This is a genomic window from Paraglaciecola sp., assembly GCF_039964565.1.
Classification (GTDB): Bacteria; Pseudomonadota; Gammaproteobacteria; order Enterobacterales; family Alteromonadaceae; genus Paraglaciecola.
Genome location: NZ_JBDVXF010000012.1, coordinates 150,344 through 173,976 on the forward strand (window position 1 = coordinate 150,344; position 23,633 = coordinate 173,976).

The 23,633-nt window shown below is 40.2% G+C and carries 17 protein-coding genes and 1 pseudogene; 11 read left to right on the forward strand and 7 right to left on the reverse strand.

Annotated features, from left to right (window positions below):
• Window positions 1–17: 17 nt before the first annotated feature.
• From ABJK37_RS07070 to ABJK37_RS07085, 4 genes are all read left to right on the forward strand, one after another.
• Entirely contained in the window at window positions 18–2,471 is a 2,454-nt protein-coding gene (locus ABJK37_RS07070) for a phage/plasmid primase, P4 family (RefSeq protein WP_348351502.1), read from the forward strand.
• A 993-nt stretch (window positions 2,472–3,464) separates the two neighbouring features.
• A complete protein-coding gene (locus ABJK37_RS07075; protein WP_348351504.1) occupies window positions 3,465–3,806 on the forward strand; it encodes a hypothetical protein in 342 nt (113 codons plus the stop codon).
• A 157-nt stretch (window positions 3,807–3,963) separates the two neighbouring features.
• Window positions 3,964–4,371: a GIY-YIG nuclease family protein gene (locus ABJK37_RS07080; RefSeq protein ID WP_348351506.1), complete on the forward strand. Its 408-nt coding sequence runs from the start codon at window positions 3,964–3,966 to the stop codon at window positions 4,369–4,371.
• A gap of 116 nt (window positions 4,372–4,487) precedes the next feature.
• On the forward strand, window positions 4,488–5,129 hold the full coding sequence (locus ABJK37_RS07085; RefSeq protein WP_348351508.1) for a hypothetical protein: 642 nt from the start codon (window positions 4,488–4,490) through the stop codon (window positions 5,127–5,129).
• Window positions 5,130–5,291: 162 nt separating this feature from the next.
• Here ABJK37_RS07085 and ABJK37_RS07090 read toward each other — a convergent pair whose 3' ends face one another.
• Window positions 5,292–5,462 carry a hypothetical protein gene (locus tag ABJK37_RS07090; RefSeq protein ID WP_348351510.1) on the reverse strand — a complete coding sequence of 57 codons (171 nt, stop codon included), beginning with the start codon at window positions 5,460–5,462 and terminating at the stop codon, window positions 5,292–5,294.
• A 16-nt stretch (window positions 5,463–5,478) separates the two neighbouring features.
• Window positions 5,479–5,652, reverse strand: a complete 174-nt coding sequence (locus ABJK37_RS07095; protein ID WP_348351512.1) for a hypothetical protein — start codon at window positions 5,650–5,652, stop codon at window positions 5,479–5,481.
• Between the two features lie 209 nt (window positions 5,653–5,861).
• Between ABJK37_RS07095 and ABJK37_RS07100 the strand changes: the two genes are divergently transcribed.
• The 3 genes from ABJK37_RS07100 to dsr1 all read left to right on the forward strand — a co-directional run bounded on the left by ABJK37_RS07100 (window position 5,862) and on the right by dsr1 (window position 10,816).
• Complete coding sequence (locus tag ABJK37_RS07100; protein WP_348351514.1) at window positions 5,862–6,170, forward strand: hypothetical protein; 309 nt, start codon at window positions 5,862–5,864, stop codon at window positions 6,168–6,170.
• A gap of 268 nt (window positions 6,171–6,438) precedes the next feature.
• On the forward strand, window positions 6,439–6,936 hold the full coding sequence (locus ABJK37_RS07105; RefSeq protein ID WP_348351516.1) for a hypothetical protein: 498 nt from the start codon (window positions 6,439–6,441) through the stop codon (window positions 6,934–6,936).
• Between the two features lie 52 nt (window positions 6,937–6,988).
• Window positions 6,989–10,816 carry an anti-phage defense-associated sirtuin Dsr1 gene (gene dsr1 / locus ABJK37_RS07110; protein ID WP_348351518.1) on the forward strand — a complete coding sequence of 1,276 codons (3,828 nt, stop codon included), beginning with the start codon at window positions 6,989–6,991 and terminating at the stop codon, window positions 10,814–10,816.
• Window positions 10,817–11,401: 585 nt separating this feature from the next.
• Here the strand turns inward: dsr1 and ABJK37_RS07115 are convergent.
• Window positions 11,402–12,599 (reverse strand): annotated as a pseudogene (locus ABJK37_RS07115) (IS3 family transposase).
• A gap of 276 nt (window positions 12,600–12,875) precedes the next feature.
• Here ABJK37_RS07115 and ABJK37_RS07120 point away from each other — a divergent pair.
• Complete coding sequence (locus ABJK37_RS07120) at window positions 12,876–14,789, forward strand: tetratricopeptide repeat protein (protein WP_348351520.1); 1,914 nt, start codon at window positions 12,876–12,878, stop codon at window positions 14,787–14,789.
• A gap of 302 nt (window positions 14,790–15,091) precedes the next feature.
• Here ABJK37_RS07120 and ABJK37_RS07125 read toward each other — a convergent pair whose 3' ends face one another.
• From ABJK37_RS07125 to ABJK37_RS07135, 3 genes are all read right to left on the reverse strand, one after another.
• On the reverse strand, window positions 15,092–15,412 hold the full coding sequence (locus ABJK37_RS07125; RefSeq protein ID WP_348351522.1) for a hypothetical protein: 321 nt from the start codon (window positions 15,410–15,412) through the stop codon (window positions 15,092–15,094).
• Window positions 15,396–15,659, reverse strand: a complete 264-nt coding sequence (locus ABJK37_RS07130) for a hypothetical protein (protein WP_348351524.1) — start codon at window positions 15,657–15,659, stop codon at window positions 15,396–15,398. Before ABJK37_RS07130 ends, ABJK37_RS07125 begins: the two co-directional genes overlap by 17 nt.
• Before the next feature lie 645 nt (window positions 15,660–16,304).
• Window positions 16,305–17,858 carry an esterase-like activity of phytase family protein gene (locus tag ABJK37_RS07135; protein WP_348351526.1) on the reverse strand — a complete coding sequence of 518 codons (1,554 nt, stop codon included), beginning with the start codon at window positions 17,856–17,858 and terminating at the stop codon, window positions 16,305–16,307.
• 215 nt (window positions 17,859–18,073) lie between these two features.
• Between ABJK37_RS07135 and ABJK37_RS07140 the strand changes: the two genes are divergently transcribed.
• On the forward strand, window positions 18,074–18,304 hold the full coding sequence (locus ABJK37_RS07140; RefSeq protein ID WP_348351528.1) for an HD domain-containing phosphohydrolase: 231 nt from the start codon (window positions 18,074–18,076) through the stop codon (window positions 18,302–18,304).
• Between the two features lie 27 nt (window positions 18,305–18,331).
• Here the strand turns inward: ABJK37_RS07140 and ABJK37_RS07145 are convergent, their stop codons facing one another.
• The gene (locus ABJK37_RS07145) at window positions 18,332–19,105 is read right to left on the reverse strand and encodes a transporter substrate-binding domain-containing protein (protein ID WP_348351530.1); all 774 of its coding nucleotides are present in this window, start codon (window positions 19,103–19,105) and stop codon (window positions 18,332–18,334) included.
• Window positions 19,106–19,439: 334 nt separating this feature from the next.
• On the opposite strand from ABJK37_RS07145, the gene katG reads away from it, so the two are divergent.
• Window positions 19,440–21,596, forward strand: coding sequence for a catalase/peroxidase HPI (gene katG / locus ABJK37_RS07150; RefSeq protein ID WP_348351606.1), 2,157 nt, complete (start codon window positions 19,440–19,442; stop codon window positions 21,594–21,596).
• Between the two features lie 329 nt (window positions 21,597–21,925).
• Window positions 21,926–23,539, forward strand: a complete 1,614-nt coding sequence (locus ABJK37_RS07155) for a DUF6174 domain-containing protein (protein ID WP_348351532.1) — start codon at window positions 21,926–21,928, stop codon at window positions 23,537–23,539.
• Window positions 23,540–23,633: the final 94 nt, after the last annotated feature.

Genomic DNA, 23,633 nt, shown 5'->3' on the forward strand with positions numbered 1-23,633 from the left:
GTTTTGAGAAATATATAATGTTAAATAATTTAATAAACACAAACGGAAATATAATCGAAGCCGCCAAACTTTGGTTAGATGCAGGGTTTCCAATTATCCCAGCGTGCATATCAAATGGTAAAAAGAAACCTTTAGTCAAGTTTAAAGATTTCCGCCATGAGCTAACTCCTCTACATTCTTTAGATTGGTTGAAGAAATTTCCAAAAGCGACTGCTATCGCAACCATTACCGATAACGGACTTTTTGTCCTTGATGCTGATACACCTGAATCTATAAGTGCCTTATATCAATTAGAATCGGATTATCAAGTGTCGCCTAATTTAGTCGTTCTTACTCGAAATGGTGAGCATCATTATTTTAGAATATCTGATGGTATTAATGGGGCTACGCGTGGTTTTGACGGAAAGAAATACCCCAACAAAATAGATATAAAAACCGGAAAATCTATCGTTATGTTGCCACCAAGTCAGAGAAATGGAGAAATTGCTTACACAATTAAACATTGTACGATCAACAGCATTGATGATTTAGGGTATGTCGATCAAAACTTTGTTGATGCAGTGTACTGCCATAACCAAGAGCCTCCTCCGACATCGGCAAATACAACTACCCAACATGCGGAAAAGTGGAGTGGTGATAAGTTAGAAGTTGAAAAGGCAAAGGCCTTACTTGAATTTGTTGACCCGAACCTTCCTTACGAGGATTGGATGAAAGTCATATTTGGAGTTGTTTCAAAGTTTGGCCAGACTCAAGAGTCAATTAATCTAATAGACGAATGGAGTTCTAAAGGTGATACGTATAAGGGGCGGGAAGAAATCTGCTATAAGGTTTCAACGATCAAGGATGCTGGTGGGATAACCTTTGGCACTGTTCGCCATTTTGCACATTGCGATGAGGCTGAGCTTGTTTTCATAGATCATGCAGATTGTAGCTATGTTCTGAAGTTATCAAGTTTTGAACTGGCATTAAATGCTCTCAAACATAATCGAGACGACAGTGTTGCATTTGATCAAGCAATTTTGCACATTTCGAATTGCGATACACTAACAGCGAATAGACACTACGAAGCATTAAAATCTGAAACTAAAGTTCCAATGGCTGACATACGCTCCGCCGTAAAAAATGCTAGAAAAAAGACTCCCCTCACACATAGCCAATTAGCTGACAAAGTCATTAGTGAGTTTATAGGGGTTAAGCCCATTGGGGAATTTGGGATGATTTGGCAATACAATGAAGATTCAGGTATATGGCAATCCTCACCACTCGATACATTAGCTGACAAAATAGGCAGAAGATTTGATAGTGAACCTCTATGCTCTCGTCGCAGTGATTATATAGCTATAGCTAAAATGGTTTACCAAAATCTTGAAGTGAACGGTTTCTTTAATTCTGCACCTAAAGGTATTCAAACGCCTTCTGGTTTTCATTGTATTAGGGAGAATCAGCTAATTAATTTGCAAAAATCACCAGAACATAGAGCACGGTTTAAGTTAGATTTTAATCCTGATAAGAAATCATCTGCATCTGAATTCATCGGGTTGCTTGAGAGAGCATTTGGTGTAAGTTATCAGCAGCAAATATTCTCATTAAAAATCATGCTTGGATTGGCTTTGCTCGGTCTCCAAAATGACCATCAAATTGCGTGTTTACTTTTTGGTGTTGGAGGGTCTGGAAAATCAACGTTTCTAAAAATCTTTCAATCATTGATCCCCAATGATTACATAACACATGTAAGTCCGTTTGATATGGATAAGGATTACTGTAAAGCATCCTTAGCAGGTAAATTACTAAATATAGTGCCAGAGATGGATAAAGATAAACCCTTACCGAGTGCAGACTTTAAGTCGATTATTGGTGGGGATACGATCAACGCAAGAAACCCTTATGGTCAACCATTTTCTGTGAAACCAGAAGCAGGAAATTGGTTTAATAGTAACTTTTTCCCATGCACTAAAGACCAGTCTGATGCGTTTTTTCGACGTTGGTTTATTATCAATTTTATACACTCTACGCCTCAAAGTGAACAAGACCCTAATTTAGTCAGTCGAATTATTGCAACTGAATTGCCTAGCATCCTTGCTTTTGCCTTTGAAGGAATTGCCTGCTATCTCATATCTGGAAATTCGATATATTTTTCCGATGAACATAAAACATGTATGGAGAAATGGCGAAATGATAGCAATAGTGTAAAAACTTGGCTTAATGATGATGATTGCGAATTGCTCAATAGATCCACAAAACAGAAAAATATAATGCCCGTACGAAAGTCGCTCGCTTACAGGTATTATGTCAATTGGTGCAAATCAAATAATAGAAGATCTTATTCTAATCAGGTTTTTGTTGGCTTCATGGAAGAGCTTGGTCATGTTGCTACGCCCTATAACGGTAACGCAGTATACAAAACACTATACGTAAGACCTTTTGAACCTCCATATTCTGCCGTTAGCCTTAGTAACCCACTATTTTCTTGAGTAGTATAAGTAGTAATAATTTTAAGTCTATGTTCTCAATAGGATCATAGGCTTAGTGTTTACTTTAGAAATATATTGTTTTTTTAAAACACTACTTTTACTACGTACCTATTTAATCAAACAACAAACTGTAGACTGAAAAAGGTAGGTTCTTACTTTTAGCATTGTAGACTTGAGGGTACTGCGCGGCTGGTGCTCTCTTTATATACGAAAATTTTGACATGGAGTTTCATTTATAAATTATTGTATATATTTAATCATAGACCAAATTACTTTACGAAAATTAAAAGTATTGGTTCAGACTTAACCTAAGAGCTGGGAGATAATAGTAGTGTAAGTAGTAATAATTTTAAGTCTATGTTTTCTATAGGAGAATAGGCTTAGTGTTTACTTTAGAAATATATTGTTTTTTTAAAACACTACTTTTACTACATACCTATTTAATCAAACATCAAATGTAGAGTGAAAAAGTTAGGTTACTTACTTTTAGTAACTGATATTTAAGGGTGTTAACCGGCTCGGGTTTACTCTATTTATGAAAACTTGGTTGTAGAATCGCTGTCACAATATGTCAATTTTGCCAATCAACTAATGCGAATAAGATGCACAAAGCTCTTGTTTTGCTAAACCCTAATATTGTTTGTTTTGACGAACTTCAAAACAGTGTGTCAATAATCGGCATACACTGTGCAGCCATATTCAATCCTTTAAACCACATAGACCCCATTAAACTAAACAAATATTTGTTTAAGTAATACATCAGGTAACTTGAGGATATTACTGAGACTTCTCAGAAATATCTGAGTTGCACGGTAGTAGATGCACACAAAAACCTTTCTAACTCATTGTTTGTGTGGCAGATTAATGCAATTAAATATGTGTAGGCATTGGGGCGTTACTGAGACTTCTACATAAGAACTGTTAGGCAGTTTTAAGACATAGTAAGTTGAAAGGTAAACGTAATTAATATCAAAAATAGGTATAGGGGGGAGTATGAGAATAGAAGAACAGATTTTAAAAGCTGAGTTAGAAAAGGGTGTTTTTGATAATGCCGAGATAGATATTGCCGAGGGTATAGCCAAGTTAGCAGTGGATAAGGGTTACGATACATTGTCTGATAAGCAAAAAGGAGTTCTTTCCTCATTTTTGTTTGTACGTTGTTCTGGGTTAACAGACCCTGGCGGTCATTTCAATGAGTGTAAAGTTGTGCTCGATGGACGCGAGCTTCTTGATGCGTATGATCAAAATTTCGATAGTGATTGCTTGATGTGTGAAGATTGTCGAAATGAACAAAGTGACCATCAGCGACAATGGGAAAGAATGTCTGACGAATAATTGGCTTGTTAGATAGGTCTGCTTGTGGCTAACAAGGCCAGTAACATGACAGTTTTTCCGTTGCTTATTTTGTGGCGAAAAAGCCTGCCATAAAAAATCAACTACAAAGCTGCAGATTCTGGCCGCGTTATGTGTAATTCCGGAGCAGGAGTTTATTATGTCCGCATTTGTTTATGTTTTTAAGCCTGAGTCTGAAGGAAATGTTGTTAAAATTGGTAAAGCCGATGATGTCAATGAACGACTAGATGTCATGATGAAAATAGGTTATTGCGGTTTTTCTGATTGGAAAATTGTTCATACTATTGAGCTTGATGATGATCGATGTGCCCGTGAAACAGAGCGTATGATTAAATCCCGCCTAAAAGAGCAAGGACTTTGGAGAGGAAAAGTTGATAACTTACGTCCTGGAGACCGAAAAACAGGAATTGAGACTTTTAATATAAGCTTAAACGGAGTTTTAGAGGTTTATGAAACTATAACACCACCAAGAAACAAAAAAATACTTGAGCTAGAGCAAAGAATTGCAGAGTTAGAATTAATAATAGAGCAATCTAAACTTGGATGAAATTACACATAACAAGTCATTTTTGAAGGAAAAAAACAGTTGGCCGTTTTTGTTTCTCAACATTATATCCAACAATTTTTTGGCTTCTTAATGAGGCGTTTTGTGCAAGGATAGTTATGAGCATTGATAGTGCAATTAAAGCCATAAGTAAATTTCAAGGGGCCTCGCTTACAGAGAGCCTATCAATCTTGGAAGAAGGAATAGTAGGGGCTAATTCTGATAAGTCGTTAAATTACTGTGCCGAAAATAATATTACGGATAGCTTCATAGATTCGGCACTCGCTGTAAAAAAGGTAGCAGGAGAGATCAATGTAATTATTCATGCCTCTGGAATATTGCATGCTCTTAAGGATATTTTGAAACCTGAGGAAATTGTACAGAGTGTATCTTTAGGTGCTGGTAATACTGGTCGTAAGTTTGATCTAGAAACGAACCTACAAGTAGCCGAGTTTAAGTTTATCGATTGGAAAGGTGGCGCGGAGTCGATAAGACAGAACGGAATATTTAAAGACTTTTTTGAACTTGCGGAGTACGATACGGATAAGTCTAAGAACCTTTATGTTGTCGGCACTCATTATCCTCTGAAGTTCTTAAATGGGGGTAGAGCCTTATCTAGCGTACTATCCAAACAACCAGTGATTCAAAAAAAGATATTAGATAAATATGGCTCCGGTATCAAGATCACACGAGATTATTACAATCTCTATAAGGGTTCAGTAAATGTCATCGACATATCTCCGTATATAGGCCGCGCATAACAAAGCGCTCAAGTCGGACAAAGTGCTGCGAACTTCGCCCCTTAGCTGGCGGTAGTCTACTAAAGCTAAGACTTTCTCATAATACCTTACATGACAGCGTGAAATTATACTGGGTCCAAGGTACTGTTTGGCAAGATCCTAGTCTTTTAACCAGCCCATACCTTATCCAATTTTTATGTGATGCTTCTTCACATAGTTAGTAACGTTTTGCATATTCTCGAACGCTCCAGTCAACATGTTTTTACCATGCTCTTTTAATTCTATATCTTCATTTTGCGTGAGTAGTTGCAACCAAGTTTCAACTAATACTTTAGGCGGTTCTTGCTTATTCATAGCTATAACTAATTTACTAACCGGTTTTTTGTTGTTGGTTTTGCTCAATGTAAGTAATGGCTAAATCAACACTGCCGAAGTTTCTATTAATCATTCTTTTGGAATGTGCTCTAACTTCTTTTTCTACGCTGAAATTAATTAACTGAAGCCATGTTTTTACTAATGCGATGGGTGGAATGTACTGTGACATGATCATCATCCTTGAATAGATTGAACTCTAAAAGTAGTTCACTTGTTCTAAATTTACCAAATCTTTTTAGCTGCAAAATCCAAGATATTAGATTAATATGACTGTATAAATGTACAGTTGTATTGTGAGTGTTTTTGCCAGCGATCCGTCGAGTTTATAATTATAAGCGATTCATTCTATCTCCCAATATTCTTGGAGGCTCTAAGGCAATGTGTGGGGCTACTGTATCAACGATAGAAGGTGACAATATTCATGCTATGCCTTTTCTTGGTTTCAAACAGTTAAGCGAATCAAAGCCTTTAAAAGGGTGTGTTATCACACATGTCGAGGCATACACGTCTGGTGATGGTTTAGCTTGTAAATGGGTTGAAGGCAAACAACATGATTGGTTATTGGGCCACGTTGAAATAAACGGCGTGTATTTAGTTATTCAAGACGAAAAGCCCATCAATCTTGGCTTTGGTGTGGTGGATAATTATAAATTCAAAGAAGGGAACGTTGTTTCTCTTTTGGATTAGATAATTTTAAATTGTCTAGTCTATAAAAAGTCTTGTAAAACCATTCTCTCCCTGCTTTCTGCAGACCAAACCTTGCGGTCTGTCCCTTGCCAATCGTTAGCAGTTAACGTTTAATAGCGGTAAGTTAAATAATCGGTGATCTTTCCATAGAGGACGTTCACCTCATTAGTTCAAACCTATGTAGGACGTTCGTAGAATAACTAATTCGGCACTAAAGACGGGCATGCTATTTGGTCGTTAAGAATATATCCTAATCTGGAGGAATCTCATGGAGTCCAATTCACACCTTTCCATTACTTTTAATGGATCATCTCTAAAATTAGATAATGTAAAGAAATTTGGTGGTAAAAGTGAAGTGTTTAAGGCGGTATCTGGTAATCAGAGTTCTGAACCAATACCTAAAGGGACTTATTGGATATACAGTTCTGAGATTCATAAAATGTCCTTTGGGGACGATTGGACACCTAGAGGTTTTTCTAAACCAACAGTGATGCTAGCGCTAGCACTTAAGGGAAAGGTGTTTGGCTGCGTATGGAATGGAGTAATGTTGCATATGTCTGCTTGGGGGGAATTTAGAATCCCAATAAGACAAAGTTTAGCTCAGCGCGAGAGTACAGGACGTTACAACATGTTTATCCATGGTGGTGATAGCCCTGGATCGGCCGGTTGTATAGACCTAGGCCATCAAATCAGCATATTTGTAGCCGTTCTCAAAAATGAACACACTGAAAATGAAAAGACTAAAATACGGCTAAATGTTGTTTAGGTTACAGCTACTTTTCATGCTTAATCAGATTGGTAGGTAGGGAACAGAAGGAATGCAATTCATAACCAATGGCCCAGATATTCCCGATACACTCGTGCAAGCGCATGAGGAAGGCCGAGTAGTGTTTTTCTGTGGAGCCGGAATCTCTTACCCTGCGGGACTTCCTGGCTTTAAAGGCTTGGTAGAACAAGTCTATCGCGAATGCGGGACTTCATTTTCTGACATTGAACAAGAAGCGTTTGACCGAGGTCAGTTTGACGCGACGCTTGATCTACTAGAGCGTCGTATACCAGGTCAACGGTTAACAGTTCGCCGAGCATTATCCAAAATTCTTAAACCAAAGCTCCGTCGAAAAGGTGCCACTGATACGCAAACAGCATTATTGCGCCTTGCTAGTAGTCGAGATGGCGTGTTGCGAATGGTAACAACCAACTTCGATCGCACCTTTCATGTAGCGGCAAAACGTACAGGGCAGATGTTCCAATCCTATGCAGCCCCGATGTTACCGATTCCCAAGAATAGTCGCTGGAACGGACTTGTGCATTTACATGGCCTGCTACCTGTGAAGGAAGACGAAACCTCGCTGAACCGCTTGGTTGTCACCAGCGGTGATTTTGGTTTGGCCTATCTCACAGAACGCTGGGCGGCACGCTTTGTTAGTGAGTTGTTTCGCAACTATGTAGTCTGCTTCATAGGCTACAGCATTAATGACCCGGTTCTTCGCTATATGATGGATGCATTGGCGGCAGATCGTATGCTCGGCGAAGTGACGCCGCAAGCATGGGCAATGGGCGAATGCGAGTCTGGTCAGGAACAGCGAAAGACGATTAAATGGGAAGCTAAAGGCGTTAGGCCAATTCTCTATGAAGTGCCTGCTGGCACTGACAACCATTCTGCTTTACACAAAACCCTAGAGGCTTGGGCTGAAACTTATCACGATGGAGTACAAGGTAAAGAGGCAATTGTCGTCAAACATGCCCTAACTAAGCCTCAGGCAAGTACCCAGCAGGACGATTTTGTCGGCCGAATGTTGTGGGCTTTGTCAGATAAATATGGATTGCCCGCAAAACGCTTTGCAGACTTCAATCCAGTGCCCTCATTAGATTGGCTGTTAGACTCATTTGCCCTTGAGTGTTTCGAACGCCACGATTTGGAGCGATTTGGTGTGCCTCCGCATGATGAAGCTGACGCCAAACTACGCTTTAGTCTAGTTCGCCGTCCTGCTCCTTATGATCGTGCGCCTCTGATGCAGTTGATTTCTGGTGGCGCTACCGATAGCCAATGGGATGAGGTCATGTTTCAATTGGCTCGCTGGCTTACGCGACACCTAAATGACCCAAAACTTATCGTATGGATTGGGGAGCGCGGTGGGCAGTTACACCATCGCTGGGTGGCGCTAATTGAGAGAGAATTAGATCGTTTTTACACATTGGAGCAAGAGGGTAACACTTCCGAGCTTGACGAAATACGAGCACAAGCCCCAATGGCTATTCCTAGTCCATTGATGAAAACGCTTTGGAGGCTTTTACTGAGTAACCGAGTTAAATCGCCATGGCAAAATTTCGACCTCTATGATTGGCAAAGACGGTTAAAGCGAGAGGGATTTACTACCACTCTGCGGCTGGGACTGCGCGAGTTACTAAACCCCAAAGTGGTATTGAAAAAACCGTTTCGCTGGGATTATGATGACTCGAGTAGAGATGATAAACCCTCACGTATTGGGCAATTAGTAAACTGGGAACTTGTTTTGGCCGCTGACCAGGTGTATTCAACATTGCAAGACATGGCAGATCCTGAGTGGACATCAATTCTACCTCTCTTGTTGGATGATTTTCAGCAACTATTGCGTGATGCGCTGGATTTATTGAGAGAGATTGGAGAAGCCCATGATAAAAGCGACAGGTCGTACTGGGATTTACCATCTATTTCCCATCACTGGCAGAACCGTGGATACCATGATTGGGTAAGCTTGATTGAATTGCTCCGTGATTCTTGGCTAGCACTGTATGCTATCGACAATCGGCGTGGTACACATATCGCACAAGCTTGGTTCAATCTTCCGTATCCAACTTTCAAGCGTCTGGCATTGTTTGCAGCTAGCCAGGATAACTACATAAAACCTAGTCAATGGGTGAAATGGCTTTTGTCCGAGCGTTCTTGGTGGCTATGGTCTACTGAAACTGGGCGAGAAGTTTATCGACTTTTCGTTTTGAAGGGACAGATGTTGAATGGAACAATCCAGGAACGCCTGGAGGCAGCCATATTATCTGGTCCGCCTCGGGACATGTACCGAGATGATTTAGATTCTAATCAATGGCAGGACTTGATAGCTCGCTCCATCTGGCTGCATCTTGCTAAACTCAATTCATCTGGCATTGTTCTTGGCGAACTTGCAGAAAAGCGGTTAGCGGAATTATCCAGTACATTCCCTCAGTTTCAATTGGCGGAAAACGAGAGAGATGAGTTCTCGCAATGGATGAGTGGTACAGGTGATCCTGATTACGAGGACAACAAAGATATAGATATTGCCCCGCGCAATCGAAAGGAGTTGGTGAAATGGCTTACTAAACCAGCATCCGAAACACAAACATTCTATGAAGATACGTGGCGTGATGTTTGCCGCACCTGTTTTGTTGAAAGTTTTGGCGCGTTAAATGATTTGGCTCAAAGAGGGGAGTGGCCAACTAAGCGCTGGCGAGAAGCCCTTCAGGTTTGGGCTGAAGATGACATGATATCAGAAGCTTGGCGAAATGCTGCGCCATTAATACAGACTATGCCTAATGCCGTAATGCTAAAAATCACTCAAAGTGTTTCTTGGTGGTTGGAAAAGGCATCGAAGGGTATAGATCAACATGAAGATATTCTACTGAATCTATGCTCTCATGTATTGGCGTTAGACATTAATACTGGCACAGAGATAAAGCATAACGGCCAACAGAGCGAACAACCTGTCATGGAGGCCATCAATCATTCAGTTGGACATGTTACTCAAGCCCTCATCAATATGTGGTTTAAGAAAAAACCGAATGACAACGATTTGCTTCCTACAGAAATCAAATCTATCTTCACTTCTCTTTGTAATGTGCGGATTGGCCGATTCCGTCATGGCCGTGTTATTCTTGGATCGAGATTAATTGCTCTATTCCGCGCAGATCGGAACTGGACAGAGCAATATTTGCTACCGCTTTTCAGTTGGGACAATCTCACTGAGGCAAAGGCCGTTTGGGAAGGGTTCCTATGGTCGCCTCGCTTGTATCAACCATTATTGACTGCAATGAAACGGCAGCTACTCGACAGCGTAAATCACTACGCAGATCTTCAGGAGTATCGCCAGCAACTCGCTACCTTCCTAACATACGTTGCATTAGGCCCAACTGAGGGGTACACCGTAGATGAATTCCGCACTGCAATTAGTTCGTTGCCACCAGAGGGGCTTGAAAAGTGCGCACAAGCTTTATCGCAAGCGTTAGAAGGGGCCGGTGAGCAACGTGAGGATTATTGGAAAAACCGTGTTAAACCTTTCTGGCAAGAAATTTGGCCTAAGTCACGCGAATTCATCACCCCAAAAATTTCCGCATCCCTAGCGCGTTTGGTGATTGCTGCTCGAGGTGAATTCCCTGTGGCATTGGATGCAGTGTTTGACTGGCTGCAGCCATTAGAACAGCCTCACTATATAGTTCATCTTCTAAAAGGGTCCGGGTTATGCAGTAGATTTCCCAAAGATACCTTGCATTTTCTAAGTGTACTAATTGCTGAACAGCAATGGCCGTCGGAGAAGTTAGTTCAATGTTTGGACGAGATCGAGCAAGCCGCCCCACAACTTGCGAAAGATACCCAATACCAGATATTACGCGATTACTTCCGGATGCACCGGAGGTGATAATAGTTATAAGAAAACTATCGGGTCAGAACAAAGTAAAATTATTCGTGATGAGATCTGTGGTTTCAGGTACGTTGAAACGTATCATTTGTCACCAAGATTACAGTTCAACACGTTAAGTTCTTTCGTCCGATTTGGGTCGAAAATGACCTAATTCAACACCATCAGATAATTTTGTGTGTGTCCCTTTCTCGCTCGAAGCCGAATGAGAGCTTTGTGCCAAAAGCGGAAATTTGAGTGTTAAGTTTGAACGGCAGTTGAGTACGTTTACCGGACGTTAGCGACACAGCACCGTCATCGCAGCGAATGCTGCGACCTAAGAAGAATCTTCATAGTGGCGGAGGTCACTACCTCCATGGGCGAAAGCGTTCTTAAATCAAACAAATTTCGACTCTTCCTACGCTGTGTTATTCTTCTGAGTACAAGTAAAAACAAGCAAAAGAGATACGCAATAGGCCTGTAGGTCAACCGACTTAAAAGATTCAAGCTTGTTTTGATTTTGTGATTACATTGCATGCATAGTAAATACATAACTACTATGACATATTTTATTTAAGTATCTTTTTTTAATGTGTAATGTAGTGATCAACTGTTTTTGGCCACGGGTTTATAGTAATTCCAACACCTCTTTTCTGACTCGTTCGGAGTCAGTCCACCATTGTATGAATGAGGCCTAATTTCGCTGTAGTTGCCAATAATGTAATCATTAATTCCACGTTTGGCTTCTATAAAACTTTTGTAACCAGTTGTCGGTATCTATTCTGTTTTCAGGCTTCTAAATAATCGCTCCATAGGACTGTTATCCCAACAATTTCCTCGTCGACTCATGCTTTGTGTTATGCGGTAACACTAGATAAGTTGTCTAAATTGGCGGCTTGTGTAATGACACCCTTGGTCGCTATGAAACATAACATCTTTAGGCTTTCCTCGGCTTTCAAACGCCATTGCTAATGCCTAACATGTCAGATTACTATTGGGTGAATGACTCATCGCCAACCAATAGGTTTGCGTGCAAACAAGTCAATCACTACAGCCAGATACGTCCATCTTTTACCTGTCCATATATAACTTACATCGCCGCACCAGACCCGATTAGGTGCCGTTACGGCGAATTGCCAATCTAATAAATTAGGAATGGTTACGTGCACTTGTGTTGCCTTCTTGTAACTATGCTGTGAAAGCTGACTACTGACTAAATCCAATTTCTTCATTAGCTTTGTCGCTCGATATCGCGATAAGCTCACTGTATGAGACTCATCGTTCGTCACGATATCTGCAATCGTTCTTGCCCCAGCGGAACCACCACTCAAGCGATAGGCTTCTTTTACCAATCTGTGTAGCCTGGCGGCTTCTGGTGATAAGCGTTTATCACGCTGTCGCCAATATCTATAGATGCTGCGGTGGACATCCAATACCTCAAACACCACTTTGACCGAATAACGGCCTTTATCGCTCTGAGTCAGCTTCTCGATCAACGAGAGTGTTTCACGGAGTCCGACATTAACAGAGCGGTAGCCTTTTTTAATATGTTCTTTTCTAGCTCGGCACGTTCTAACTTCTTCTTCAGCTCTCTGATCTCAATTTGCTCTGGTGTCATTGGGGAATGCTTACCAGGGTTACCCTGCCGTTCTTGCCGAAGCTGTTTGACCCAAAGGCCGACTGTACTAAAGCCAACATTCATCGCTTCTGATGCTTCTTTTTGGGTGTATCCTTGATCGACGACCAACTGCGCGGTTTCTAATTTAAATTCGGGGCTGAATCTGCCTTTCTTCTTTTGGCTTATTTTTTCACCTAATTTTGCTATGCTTTAAGCACAACACCTAAAGTTAGGTGACCAAATTAAGTGTGCCACTACAAACTCAATCTAAATGATTACTATAAAATTTTATGTCAGTTTTTATATCATAAGAAAAAAGTTTGTGCTTGTAATGTTAAATATATTGATTTAAAAAAGGTGATGTTAAGATTTAACAGAGTTTTTTTTTCCGCATTCTTTCTACTATTGATTTTAAAGATAGTCAGCAATGCTCACACCAGCACTTATTAAAAGGGAATTAACATGGATGGAAAACTGCAGTGTGATATTGCTCTTGTAGTTGCTCTAGAAGAAGAACTAGAAGAGATTCTACCGAACTTAGGATATAAACCGCATTGGGATGAGGAAAAAGAAGAATATTACTATGAATTTGAAATGGGATTGGGTAGTCGCTCATATCAATGCATAGCAGTCCTTATTGGCGGTATGGGTCCAGAAAAAGCAGCAATAAGTTGTGAGAGGCTAATATCTAAATTTAAGCCGGAAACCCTTGTGAATATAGGTATAAGTGGTGGCTTATCGAATGATGTGAATATTTGTGACGTAGTGATTGGGTCCCAGATAGACGGCTACCATCAAGATTCAAAAATTGTAGAAAATAAACGTGGTGATATTAGCCTGTCGGTGAGTAAAGAAGCTTTTCCTACATCAAAAGCAATACAGAAACATGCAAAGAACTTTAAACTAGCGCACACACTTGCAATGGAATCCTGGCAAGCTGAATCAAAATCTCGTTGGGAAAAGCAATGTACAGAGTCAAATAGAGTATTTTTAAAAACAAGAGGTATTGAAGTTACGAACACAAAAGTTCATGTGGGTCATATCGCATCAGGACCATCAGTAATAGCTTCTGATAAGTTTGTAAAATATTTAAAAAAGCTCGACAGAAAATATCTGGTTACTGAGATGGAATCGTATGGCGTAATGCAATCGGTTTTTGAAAATGTACCTTCGAACTTAATCATCAGAGGAGTATCGGATTTTTGTGACGAAAGAAAAAAAGAGCTTGATGAACTTGGGGACGGTTCAATAAGGAAAATTGCAATGCAAAACTCGTACTCTTTCCTGTGCGCATTAGCTGATCAAAACCTTTTTAAGTTCTCCAAATACTCACCCAAACGAGTAAAATTCAAATTAACACTAGAAGCAAGCTATAGCGAAGATACTGGCCAAATACCAAAAATACTTGAAGAACTTTTTAAAATAAATTTGGATGACAGGTCTATTCAAGTTGAGGAAATATCAGATGGCTCAATAGTTTTAGAGTGTTCTGGGCCCGAAGCAGTATCAGATAGACTTGAATCATTAATAGGTCTTAATGCAATAACATCTGTCAGCGGTTTCCCAATCAAAGCCTTTAGTTCTGATACTGAAAATGTAAACTCAAAAGCACTTGATGAAGGGATGAACGTCCTATACGAAACGGGTTTCGGTGCAGACAGAAAAGTCCTCTTTAATAAAGCAATCTATTATCTAAACAAAAGTGAATTTGAAGTCTCGCTAGTTCTACTTGAAAAGCTATTGTATCTACAAAACAAAGATGGAAGTTTGGAATTAGACGGTATAGACACTCTTACAAATCTATCGCATGTATATAGACGACTGAATGATTTTGCTGAGGCGAAACGACTTATTGATATAGCCATTGATCAATACAAGATGATGGGAGAAACCAGAGGATATAGGTCTAAAATACTAATAGCGAAAAACAATAGAGCCGAACTACTAATTGCACTTAAAAGACCTACAGAAGCTCTTTTAGAAACACAAGAGGTATTGCGACAACAGCTACAGTATTTATCCGAGACTCACCTTCATGTAGTTAGAACCAAAAATAATTTAGCCGAAGCACTTAGGCATTTAGGTTATATGGAAAGAGCATTAAATCTTCATTATGAAAATTTAAAAGTTAGGATAAAAGCTAGTGGTGAGAAAGACTCTGATTCATGTATTTCCGCTTGGAACTTACTATTGTGCTATGCAGATCTTGGAATGGTTTCAGAGGTGAATGGATTAGTAGATCACTTAAAATGGTTAGTACGAGCAGAACAATCCACTCTGACGATGGATCAAAAGTTTGTTCGAGAAAAAATTAGAACTTATATAAACACAAAAGACGTTGATGACGGTAATTTCGATGACTTTTTCGATCTATAATTTTAATTTTTAAGTGGATATGAAAGAAGTAGTTACCAGAGGATAGACGAGGAAAAGCGTTATTTTTTATCGCATAATTATAAGGATAAGTTGGTTGTAAAACAACCATCGCTTCTGGTAGATAGTGAGAGGATTAAATCAAAGTTCTTTGCGTCCGGTTATTGTCTTTAGCGGCCCGTAACTGGTGAGCTAATCATTATCTGCTTTTCGCTCATAGCTGAAATAGGTGTAAAAGTAGCTGACAGTCTCCTGATCTCTCATTGCTGCCAGTCAGGTTAAATCGAAACTTCTCAGCAAGAATGTCAGATCAGATATGAGCTACTACATATAAGGTCTTTGATTTTTCCTCCGACAAAATCTTCAAATAATGTTTTCAATTCCTGAATATTAGATTTATCAAATACCATTGCGAAATTGTAAGAGCCTAATAGGCCTTCTTCGATTATTAAATAGTGATTAGTTGAGCTTCCACTGTAAAATGAAAACTTGAGTTTTACACCGGCAACGCCGTCAACGAATCCCAATTCCTTTTGTTCCAATATATCACCACGACTGGTTGCTTTTGCTTCCCAGTCAGAGTACCTATCAATTAGCGCTATATATGATTCAACTCGATCTTGCATAAAAAAACAATCTAGATGATTTTAGGGCATTATAAGCTTCAAACTGAATGCATAATCTATTAGGTATGGTTTGATATTCAGCATAGCTAACCCAAGTTGGCCGCTCTAAATATTTTGAAGCGTATTCATTGAACTGACTAGCTTTGATAGATGACGATATACGTTTAGGTTTAACACCTATATCAGAAGTAGCGGCACAGCCATTAAGTATTAAAATGGTAAAAAAAGTAAAAATAATCTTATTCATGAAAATGTTTCCATACGTTTTTCTTATGTTTGTGAGACTTTAACGATACCTGTTTTTGTTTTGTCGTAAAGGTGAGAGAAATTCACTAGGGGGTATCGTTGGGGGTATTTTTAGTTATTGTGTTTTTAACGTATTGAAATATATGGCTTTATATTAATAGTAGAGTCCGGCCCTGGCACCATTTCTTGATTGAATTAAATCGAGAAAGCAATATGTAAATTTTTCTAGTTCACATTAATACTTCAAATATTTTTAAAGCTTCTTTAGGTGTTTTCGTTAACTCCAAAGCTACTCGCTTCGCTTATCATCATTCGCAGTCTATTTACCCCAATCATTAGTTGGTGGGATAGCAAATCGCCAAAGCTAACAATAAATTGGATACACGTTTTCCCATTGTACTGTTCTTGTTGCAACCTCCTGATTCTATAGAAAGTATATCTACCTCAAGATTGTGCAATGATTTGGAAAGATGGCGATGACGCTAGGGGGTATGGGGATAGTTTGTATACCAAGGCGTCAACGTCAAAATAATGAATATCTTCTTAGTGTCTAAATATGTCAATGACTCAGCTCAATCAACACCATAGCGACACATTGCGGCTAGCCGGTAATATATCGCTATAGGTTGATCTAAGGTTTTGTGCTCTAAAGGTCTAGGTTTTCAATAATGTAGAGCGTATTGGCATCAATTACGGTTTGACCCGCATCCAAGTATTTCTGCTCTAACACTCCACCAGATGCCCAAGTCGCAAAGTCGTCGTCGTTAATAACACCTATGGTTGATTCGTTAATCAGCCACATGCCTTCTAACTTGTCGTGAGGATATTGCACTTCAGACACTAAATCACTCACTAATGTTTTAGTAACGGGTGTGATGTTAGTTAAGCCATCCCAACCTTCGTTTAGTACTACTTCTTCTAGGGTTTGCCCGTCTTTGGTTAAACCTAAGTCTGCGTCTTGGATCCAGGCACCCGTATCTGCGATGGTTTCAATATCGGTAGCGGCACTAATGTCAATTTTATAGAGGTGTTTCATCGCATCCGTATTAGACGCATAAAAAGCGCCATCACGTTCAATGAGCACAAATTCAGTGGCACTTAGAGCAAAAATGCCGGATTGAGAGTTTTGGGCTTTTTCTTGCTTGTATAGGTATTGTGAAACACTGCCTGTTTCTGTATCTACAGTAACGATACGTACTATGTCTAACGCTTTAACGGCACTGCTTGGGTTATACATTGTTGATTGCATAATACCTACAAGGGTTTTTTCGTCAGGCGTAATTGCCAAACCTTCCATGCCTCGGTTGGCACGGCGATTCGTAAATTCAGCGGGTAGGTTAAAGGTGACGCGATCGTCATTTGCAAAGGCGTTGATACGATCTATTTCAGTTCCATCTATATCGAAGTGAACCATGTGAGGCCCGTATTCATCACTGACCCAAAACGTGCCGTCTGATAAGGCGACTAAGCCTTCGCCGTCTAATCCATAATCATCAAGTAAAATAGGGTTGTTGATTGCATCGTATGCCTGCGTCATGTCTTCACGCAATACTTCAATTGTGCCGTCGTCTAATACCGAATAGGGCGTTTCACCTGTTCCACCTAAAGCCGAGCTATTAGGTAACCCAGTGATTAAAGTGCCGTCTGGACGCTTTAGTAAAATTTCTTCAATAATTTTGACATCGCCATTGTCTTGAATTTCGAGTAGGCCAATGCGTGGGGTATAGTCAGCGACAGGAAAAACCTTACCTTTGCCTAGGTCGCCAGTATAGCTGGCATTTGGGCCTCGGTCGGTTAAGGCATAAAACTGGTTGGCGTTGCTAGGGTGTTTAACCATATCTGAACCGTAACCACCATTGCGGATTTCAAAGTTTGCACCTGGCTTGGCACCGTCTTCTATATCACTACGTAAAACTGAATAAGGTAAACGAGAACCTGCTGTGCCAACTGTATTGGCTTCGCAATCGTAGGTTGTGTTTTCAATTTCGTTATCGGCCAAAGTGCCATCAGCGTCGGCGTCTAATCCAGATGTAATCATGAGTCCGCCAAATGAACAGTCGCTACTGCCAAACGCAAGGGTTTGATGGTTGACTAAGCTATTAAGGCCATTGCTGCCATTTTCGCCATTAGTGCCATCATCCCCAGAACAAGCCGTAAAAAGTAGCAATACGCTTAACGAAATTATTCCTGTTTTGTACATGTTATTTTCTCGTGTTTATTTAAAACCACAAAATGTTAGTGATGGTATGTAACAGAACGATTACGTATTTATGACGGTTTTAATTGCGGATAGGCTAGTGCCAGTTCTAATTTAAACCATGAGAGTCCAAATAGTTTGATATGCGGACTATTGTAACTTAAGCTTTTTTATCGATTTTATTCAGTTAGCAAAAAAACAAAGTTAGGGAAAATAGTATGAAACGTGACGTTTTTTTGTATCAACTAATTAATAGTATTTCTTCAATTTTGGCTGTTAACGATGATTATACTGCCCATCACCAAAATAATGTTGCTGTCATCGCCCGTATGATTGAGCAACAGTTGGGGTTGAGTGCTTTTGATGTTGAGGGGATCCGCATTGCTGGCCAAATCCATGATATAGGTAAGTCAGCCATACCTAACGAATTATTGACCAAGATAGACTAGCTATAAAAACGTATCGATTGCGTAACATTACTTATCGCGCAATGTGTGATGCGTATTCTCAGGAATTGATTTTTGCAGCTTTAAGTTATGCTTTTCAAAATACGGCTCTATTTTGTTGAGTTCACGGTACTTTGCCATTAGGTCGGCTACCTCATCATAGTATTCCATCGCTGGAGAGCTTTTAGGAATACTGATGTAGTGAGGATTGTAAAAAGTTTCAGTAAAGTCGCTTTTTTCGAACTGCCTATCAAACGACTCTCTATTATGGGATTCTGACGTTACGGCTATGTCAATACGGTTTAGTGCAAGCATAGATACCAATTGTTCTGTTTCCTCTACGAAAATTACTCTCCTTGTATCCATAGCCGAAAATTGAGGTGAGTAAAAGACGCCGTGTATCGCGCCTACCACTACCTTTTGTAAATCTTCATATGAAGTGATGTCAGATTGTAGAGCGGGGGACTTAAAAAATAAGAGCTGCCGAGTTCGGTCTTCATATTTGATTGGTAATAAAAATGACGCTCGTTCAGGTGTCATGGAGTGACGTACTAGAATATCAACTCTGCCTTCCTTTGCGTCTTTTAAAGATCGTAACCACGGAGCTTTTACCCAAAAAATGTTGTGCCCAAGCTCTTCAAAAATATCATTCACTAAGTCGGGCACTGCTCCTAAACATTGATTTTTTTGAAAATATAAATCAGGCGGATAGTTACGGCAATGGGCAACAAAGTCTTTAGCCATTAGGCTTTGGGGAAAGGTTGTGGCGAAAAAAATCATCAACATTAACGACCTAAATATCATTTTAACTCCCTTTACTAAATATTCATGTATCTGTTCTTTTTCTTGGCAAACCTTACAACTTGGTTGTTATTTAGTGAAAGTTGCAGAAGGTATTGCTTACATTAGCAGTAGTTGAATTAAAGTAATAGTTTTGCGCGGTAGAATAGGATCAAAAAGACACCCGAAACCTCTATCAATAGATCTTAACTATTAATCCAATCAATAAGCTTCATTAGAGCGAGGTCGTTTCTTGGTGCTACATTTAATGGTACTTAAGCAGGTATGTCGAAATAAGACGTGCACATAACATCACCAGGAGTTTCGTAACATGAGTGCTATAGATAAATGCCCAGTAATGGGTCATGGCGGCAAAAACAAATCTGAATCGTTAAAGAATGAACATTGGTGGCCTAATCAAGTGAACCTCAAAGTCCTACATCAAAATACTGCTGAATCCAGTCCTATGGAGCGGGGATTCAATTATGCGCAAGAATTTAAAAAGCTAGATTTAGATGCGGTTATTGATGACCTAAAGGCATTAATGACAGACTCACAAGATTGGTGGCCAGCGGACTATGGGCATTACGGGCCGTTTTTTATTCGAATGGCATGGCACAGTGCGGGAACGTACCGTACAGGAGATGGGCGAGGTGGGGCCGGTACAGGTAATCAACGTTTTGCACCAATCAATAGCTGGCCCGACAATGTTAATCTAGATAAGGCCCGGCGATTACTATGGCCCATTAAGCAAAAATATGGCCGAAAACTATCTTGGGCAGATTTGATCATTTTGACCGGCAACGTAGCGTTAGAATCCATGGGGCTAAAAACTTTTGGGTTTGCAGGTGGCCGCACTGAAATTTGGGAGCCTGAAGAAGATATTTACTGGGGCCCTGAAGGGGAGTGGTTAAATGATGAACGATACAAAGACGACCGAGAGTTAGAGGGTAACTTAGCTGCGGTGCAGATGGGCTTGATTTATGTTAATCCAGAAGGACCAAATGGCGAACCTAGTGTTTTAGGCTCGGCTCGAGATATTCGTGAAACCTTCGCTCGGATGGCTATGGACGACGAAGAAACCGTTGCGCTAATTGCAGGTGGACACACATTTGGTAAAGCCCACGGAGCAGGTGATGCAGGCTTAGTTGGAGCCGAACCTGAAGGTGCAAGTCTCGAAGAGCAAGGTTTTGGTTGGACTAGCAGCCATAAAAGCGGTATCGGTGTCGACACTATTTCTAGCGGTCTGGAAGGTGCTTGGACTAACACACCTACTCAATGGGATAACAGTTACTTTGATATATTATTTGGCTACGATTGGGATATGGTTAAAAGTCCTGCTGGTGCGATACAGTGGATACCAACCGATCCTTCGGCAGCCAATGTGCCAGATGCTCACGATAAAAGTAAAAAACATTTGCCTATTATGTTTACCAGCGATTTGGCGTTACGTATGGATCCTGAGTACGGAAAAATTTCTCGCCGTTTTCATAAAAATCCACAGGAATTTGCAGAGGCATTTTCTCGCGCTTGGTACAAGTTAACTCATCGTGATATGGGGCCATTCTCTCGTAGTTTAGGTAAGTTAGTGCCTAGTGAGCCTTTGATTTGGCAAGATCCCATCCCACCGGTTGATCACGAGTTGATTGATGATAGTGATGTGGCTGTGCTTAAAACCAAAATTTTGGAAACTGGATTGTCTGTTTATCAGTTAGTCAACACCGCTTGGTCATCTGCTGCGACTTTCCGTGGCAGTGATATGCGTGGCGGAGCTAACGGTGCGCGCATTGCTTTGGCGCCGCAAAAAGATTGGGCCGTCAATAACCCACCACAACTTGCTTTAGTATTGACTTCACTTAAAAACGTCCAAGCTGAGTTCAATAGCGGCTCTAGTAGTAAAAAAGTGTCACTTGCAGACCTTATTGTGCTCGCCGGGGCAGCAGCAATTGAAAAAGCCGCGAAAGACGCAGGTAGTATTATTAGGGTTCCATTTTCAGCGGGACGAACCGATGCGCTTCAAGAGCAAACAGATATTGACTCTATCGCGGTACTCGAACCAATTGCTGATGGATTTAGAAATTATATTGCAAGCAATACAAACTTCGAACCAGGGGATTTGTTGGTTGATCGTGCTCAATTACTCAACCTAACAGCCCCCGAAATGACGGTTCTTATAGGCGGATTAAGAGTATTAAACGCTAATGCTAACGGAATAAGCAACGGAGTGTTTACAGACAAACCTGAAACCCTAACCAATGATTTTTTTGTCAATCTGTTAGATATGAACACTAAATGGAGCAAAGCCGGTAAAAATGCGTATCAGGGCAATGATCGCAAGACCGGAGCGGCTAAGTGGAGTGCAACTGATGTTGATTTACTATTTGGTTCAAATTCTATTTTGCGCTCAATAGCTGAAGTGTATGCCAGTAGTGACTCGACTGAAAAGTTCCTTGAGGATTTCGTATCAGCTTGGAACAAAGTGATGAACGCCGACCGTTTTGACCTTGCTGACTAAATACCTTAGTACTCAATGATTCAAACCTTAGCTTGGGAACAAACCGGCTAAATACTAAAAAGCGCTTCAATTGAGGCGCTTTGTATTTTTTAAGAAGACGTAAAATTGTAATCGCAACTGGTATTATTGGTCATCTATTAATACAGATTGATAAGCCCTAATTTAACATTAGGATTACAAATGATTACAGAAAAATAGCTTAGGCTAGGCTATATTACTCATCTAATTAAAAACAAAACCAAATCCCTATGACTTTTTTATTTGATTTCGCAAAAATATTCCATTTTAGATTTTCAGTTAATACAAAGGTGTCTTTTAGGAAATTCATTTTGATCCCTATTGTGTTAGCCGTTGTTGCCAATCTTGCTGGGTGTAATGGTTCTAGCGATAAGGTAGAAGTTGCACAAGTGACCAGTATTTCAGAAACTGATCAGGAATTATTACAAAGTGCTAAGGCGAAGTGGGAAAGCCAGTCTGGGCAATTCTATACCATTGAAAGTCAACGCTTTTGTGAATGCTCAGCTGAGGTGTCATCACAAATCGAAATCAGCGTATCAGATGATGTAGTGTTATCTGCATTTTACGTAGCTTCAAAGGATGCTGTTTCAAACGAAGTCCAGCAAGAAATTCAAACCGTCGATGACTTATTTGCGTTAATTGAAAAGGCGATTGCAGACGAGGTGTCGATTGATGTTACTTACAATGAAGAGTTTGGTTATCCTGAATCCGCGAAAATAGATCTTGAACAGCTCGCTGTTGATGGTGGTTTACATATCACCTTTTCAGATTTTGAAGTTAAGGATTCTCTCTTGGCATTGGAAAAGGTCACGTGGATGGTAGAGTCCTTCACGACTATTGCTGGTCCACGGCCCATTATCGATGGTTCAAATATTACACTTTCGGTTGATATGCAAAATATGCAAGTAAGTGGTTTAGGCGGCTGCAATAACTACAGCGCTGATTTGGTGCTAGATGAAAAGAGTAGCAATATCTCTATTTCTAATATTGTTAGTACAGAGATGGCCTGTAATGAGCCAGAAGATATTATGCAACAAGAGCAAAGTTACTTTGCTACGTTATCTCAGGTGCAATATTATTCATTTGATCAAACGACCCTCAATATGGTGGTTGGTGGGGACTCGGGTTTACATTTTGTGGCCAAACAACATTCAGTTACCGATCCAATAGTTGCCAATCCGTCAGATGAGACAAATGCATTACAAGCGGCTAAAAAAAAATGGGACAGCCTTTCGGGGCAATTCTATACGATTCAAAGTCACCGATTTTGTGAGTGTGAAGATGAATATCAAGCGCAAATGGAAGTTAACGTCTTAGGCAATGTAGTCGTTTCCGCTATTGATATTGCATCAGGTGAGGAAATATCAAAAGAGGTCCAGCAAGAAATTAATACCGTAGAGAGTTTATTTGCCTTGATAGAAAAAGCCATAGCTGACGGCATTTCCTTCACTGTGCGCTATAACGAGGATTATGGGTACCCTGAATCGGCGCAAATTGACCTTGAAGAATTGGCTGTAGATGGTGGCTTGCACATTAATTTGTCAAATTTACAAATTAAAAACACACAATCAGCATTTGATTATGTTGTTTGGGAACTCTCATCCTTCGATAGCATTTCAGGTCCACAACCCATTATCGAAAATAGCCGTATTACTCTGTCGATTGATACCCAGACTATGCAAGTAAATGGTTTCGGAGGTTGTAACCAATACACTGCAGACTTGGCGCTAGACAATAAGAATAACATTACGATTTCCAACATTGTTAGCACCGAATTAGCTTGTACTGAACCAGAAAAAATTATGCAGCAAGAAACGAGCTATTTTGCTACGTTAGAACAAATTCGGTTCCTAACTTTTTACGATGCGAGTTTGAGTATGTCGGTTGGCGCAGACTCTGGACTGCATTTTGTAGTAGCACAGTGACGGTACACTTTTATGTTTGAGTATACCTAGAATCGAGTTGTCTCAATTTTGGTTTGCTGATTATTTGTAGTCATCGAAGATGTGCCAGTTTGTG

Excerpts from the sequence above, each read along its gene's own strand:
- ABJK37_RS07080 (WP_348351506.1), top strand. The coding sequence starts at position 3,964 with ATGTCCGCATTTGTTTATGTTTTTAAGCCTGAGTCTGAAGGAAATGTT.
- ABJK37_RS07090 (WP_348351510.1), bottom strand. The coding sequence starts at position 5,462 with ATGAATAAGCAAGAACCGCCTAAAGTATTAGTTGAAACTTGGTTGCAA.
- ABJK37_RS07140 (WP_348351528.1), top strand. The coding sequence starts at position 18,074 with ATGAAACGTGACGTTTTTTTGTATCAACTAATTAATAGTATTTCTTCA.
- ABJK37_RS07100 (WP_348351514.1), top strand. The coding sequence starts at position 5,862 with ATGTGTGGGGCTACTGTATCAACGATAGAAGGTGACAATATTCATGCT.
- katG (WP_348351606.1), top strand. The coding sequence starts at position 19,440 with ATGGGTCATGGCGGCAAAAACAAATCTGAATCGTTAAAGAATGAACAT.
- ABJK37_RS07120 (WP_348351520.1), top strand. The coding sequence starts at position 12,876 with ATGGATGGAAAACTGCAGTGTGATATTGCTCTTGTAGTTGCTCTAGAA.
- ABJK37_RS07135 (WP_348351526.1), bottom strand. The coding sequence starts at position 17,858 with ATGTACAAAACAGGAATAATTTCGTTAAGCGTATTGCTACTTTTTACG.
- ABJK37_RS07125 (WP_348351522.1), bottom strand. The coding sequence starts at position 15,412 with ATGCAAGATCGAGTTGAATCATATATAGCGCTAATTGATAGGTACTCT.
- dsr1 (WP_348351518.1), top strand. The coding sequence starts at position 6,989 with ATGCAATTCATAACCAATGGCCCAGATATTCCCGATACACTCGTGCAA.
- ABJK37_RS07095 (WP_348351512.1), bottom strand. The coding sequence starts at position 5,652 with ATGTCACAGTACATTCCACCCATCGCATTAGTAAAAACATGGCTTCAG.
- ABJK37_RS07145 (WP_348351530.1), bottom strand. The coding sequence starts at position 19,105 with ATGATATTTAGGTCGTTAATGTTGATGATTTTTTTCGCCACAACCTTT.
- ABJK37_RS07105 (WP_348351516.1), top strand. The coding sequence starts at position 6,439 with ATGGAGTCCAATTCACACCTTTCCATTACTTTTAATGGATCATCTCTA.
- ABJK37_RS07075 (WP_348351504.1), top strand. The coding sequence starts at position 3,465 with ATGAGAATAGAAGAACAGATTTTAAAAGCTGAGTTAGAAAAGGGTGTT.
- ABJK37_RS07130 (WP_348351524.1), bottom strand. The coding sequence starts at position 15,659 with ATGAATAAGATTATTTTTACTTTTTTTACCATTTTAATACTTAATGGC.
- ABJK37_RS07070 (WP_348351502.1), top strand. The coding sequence starts at position 18 with ATGTTAAATAATTTAATAAACACAAACGGAAATATAATCGAAGCCGCC.
- ABJK37_RS07085 (WP_348351508.1), top strand. The coding sequence starts at position 4,488 with ATGAGCATTGATAGTGCAATTAAAGCCATAAGTAAATTTCAAGGGGCC.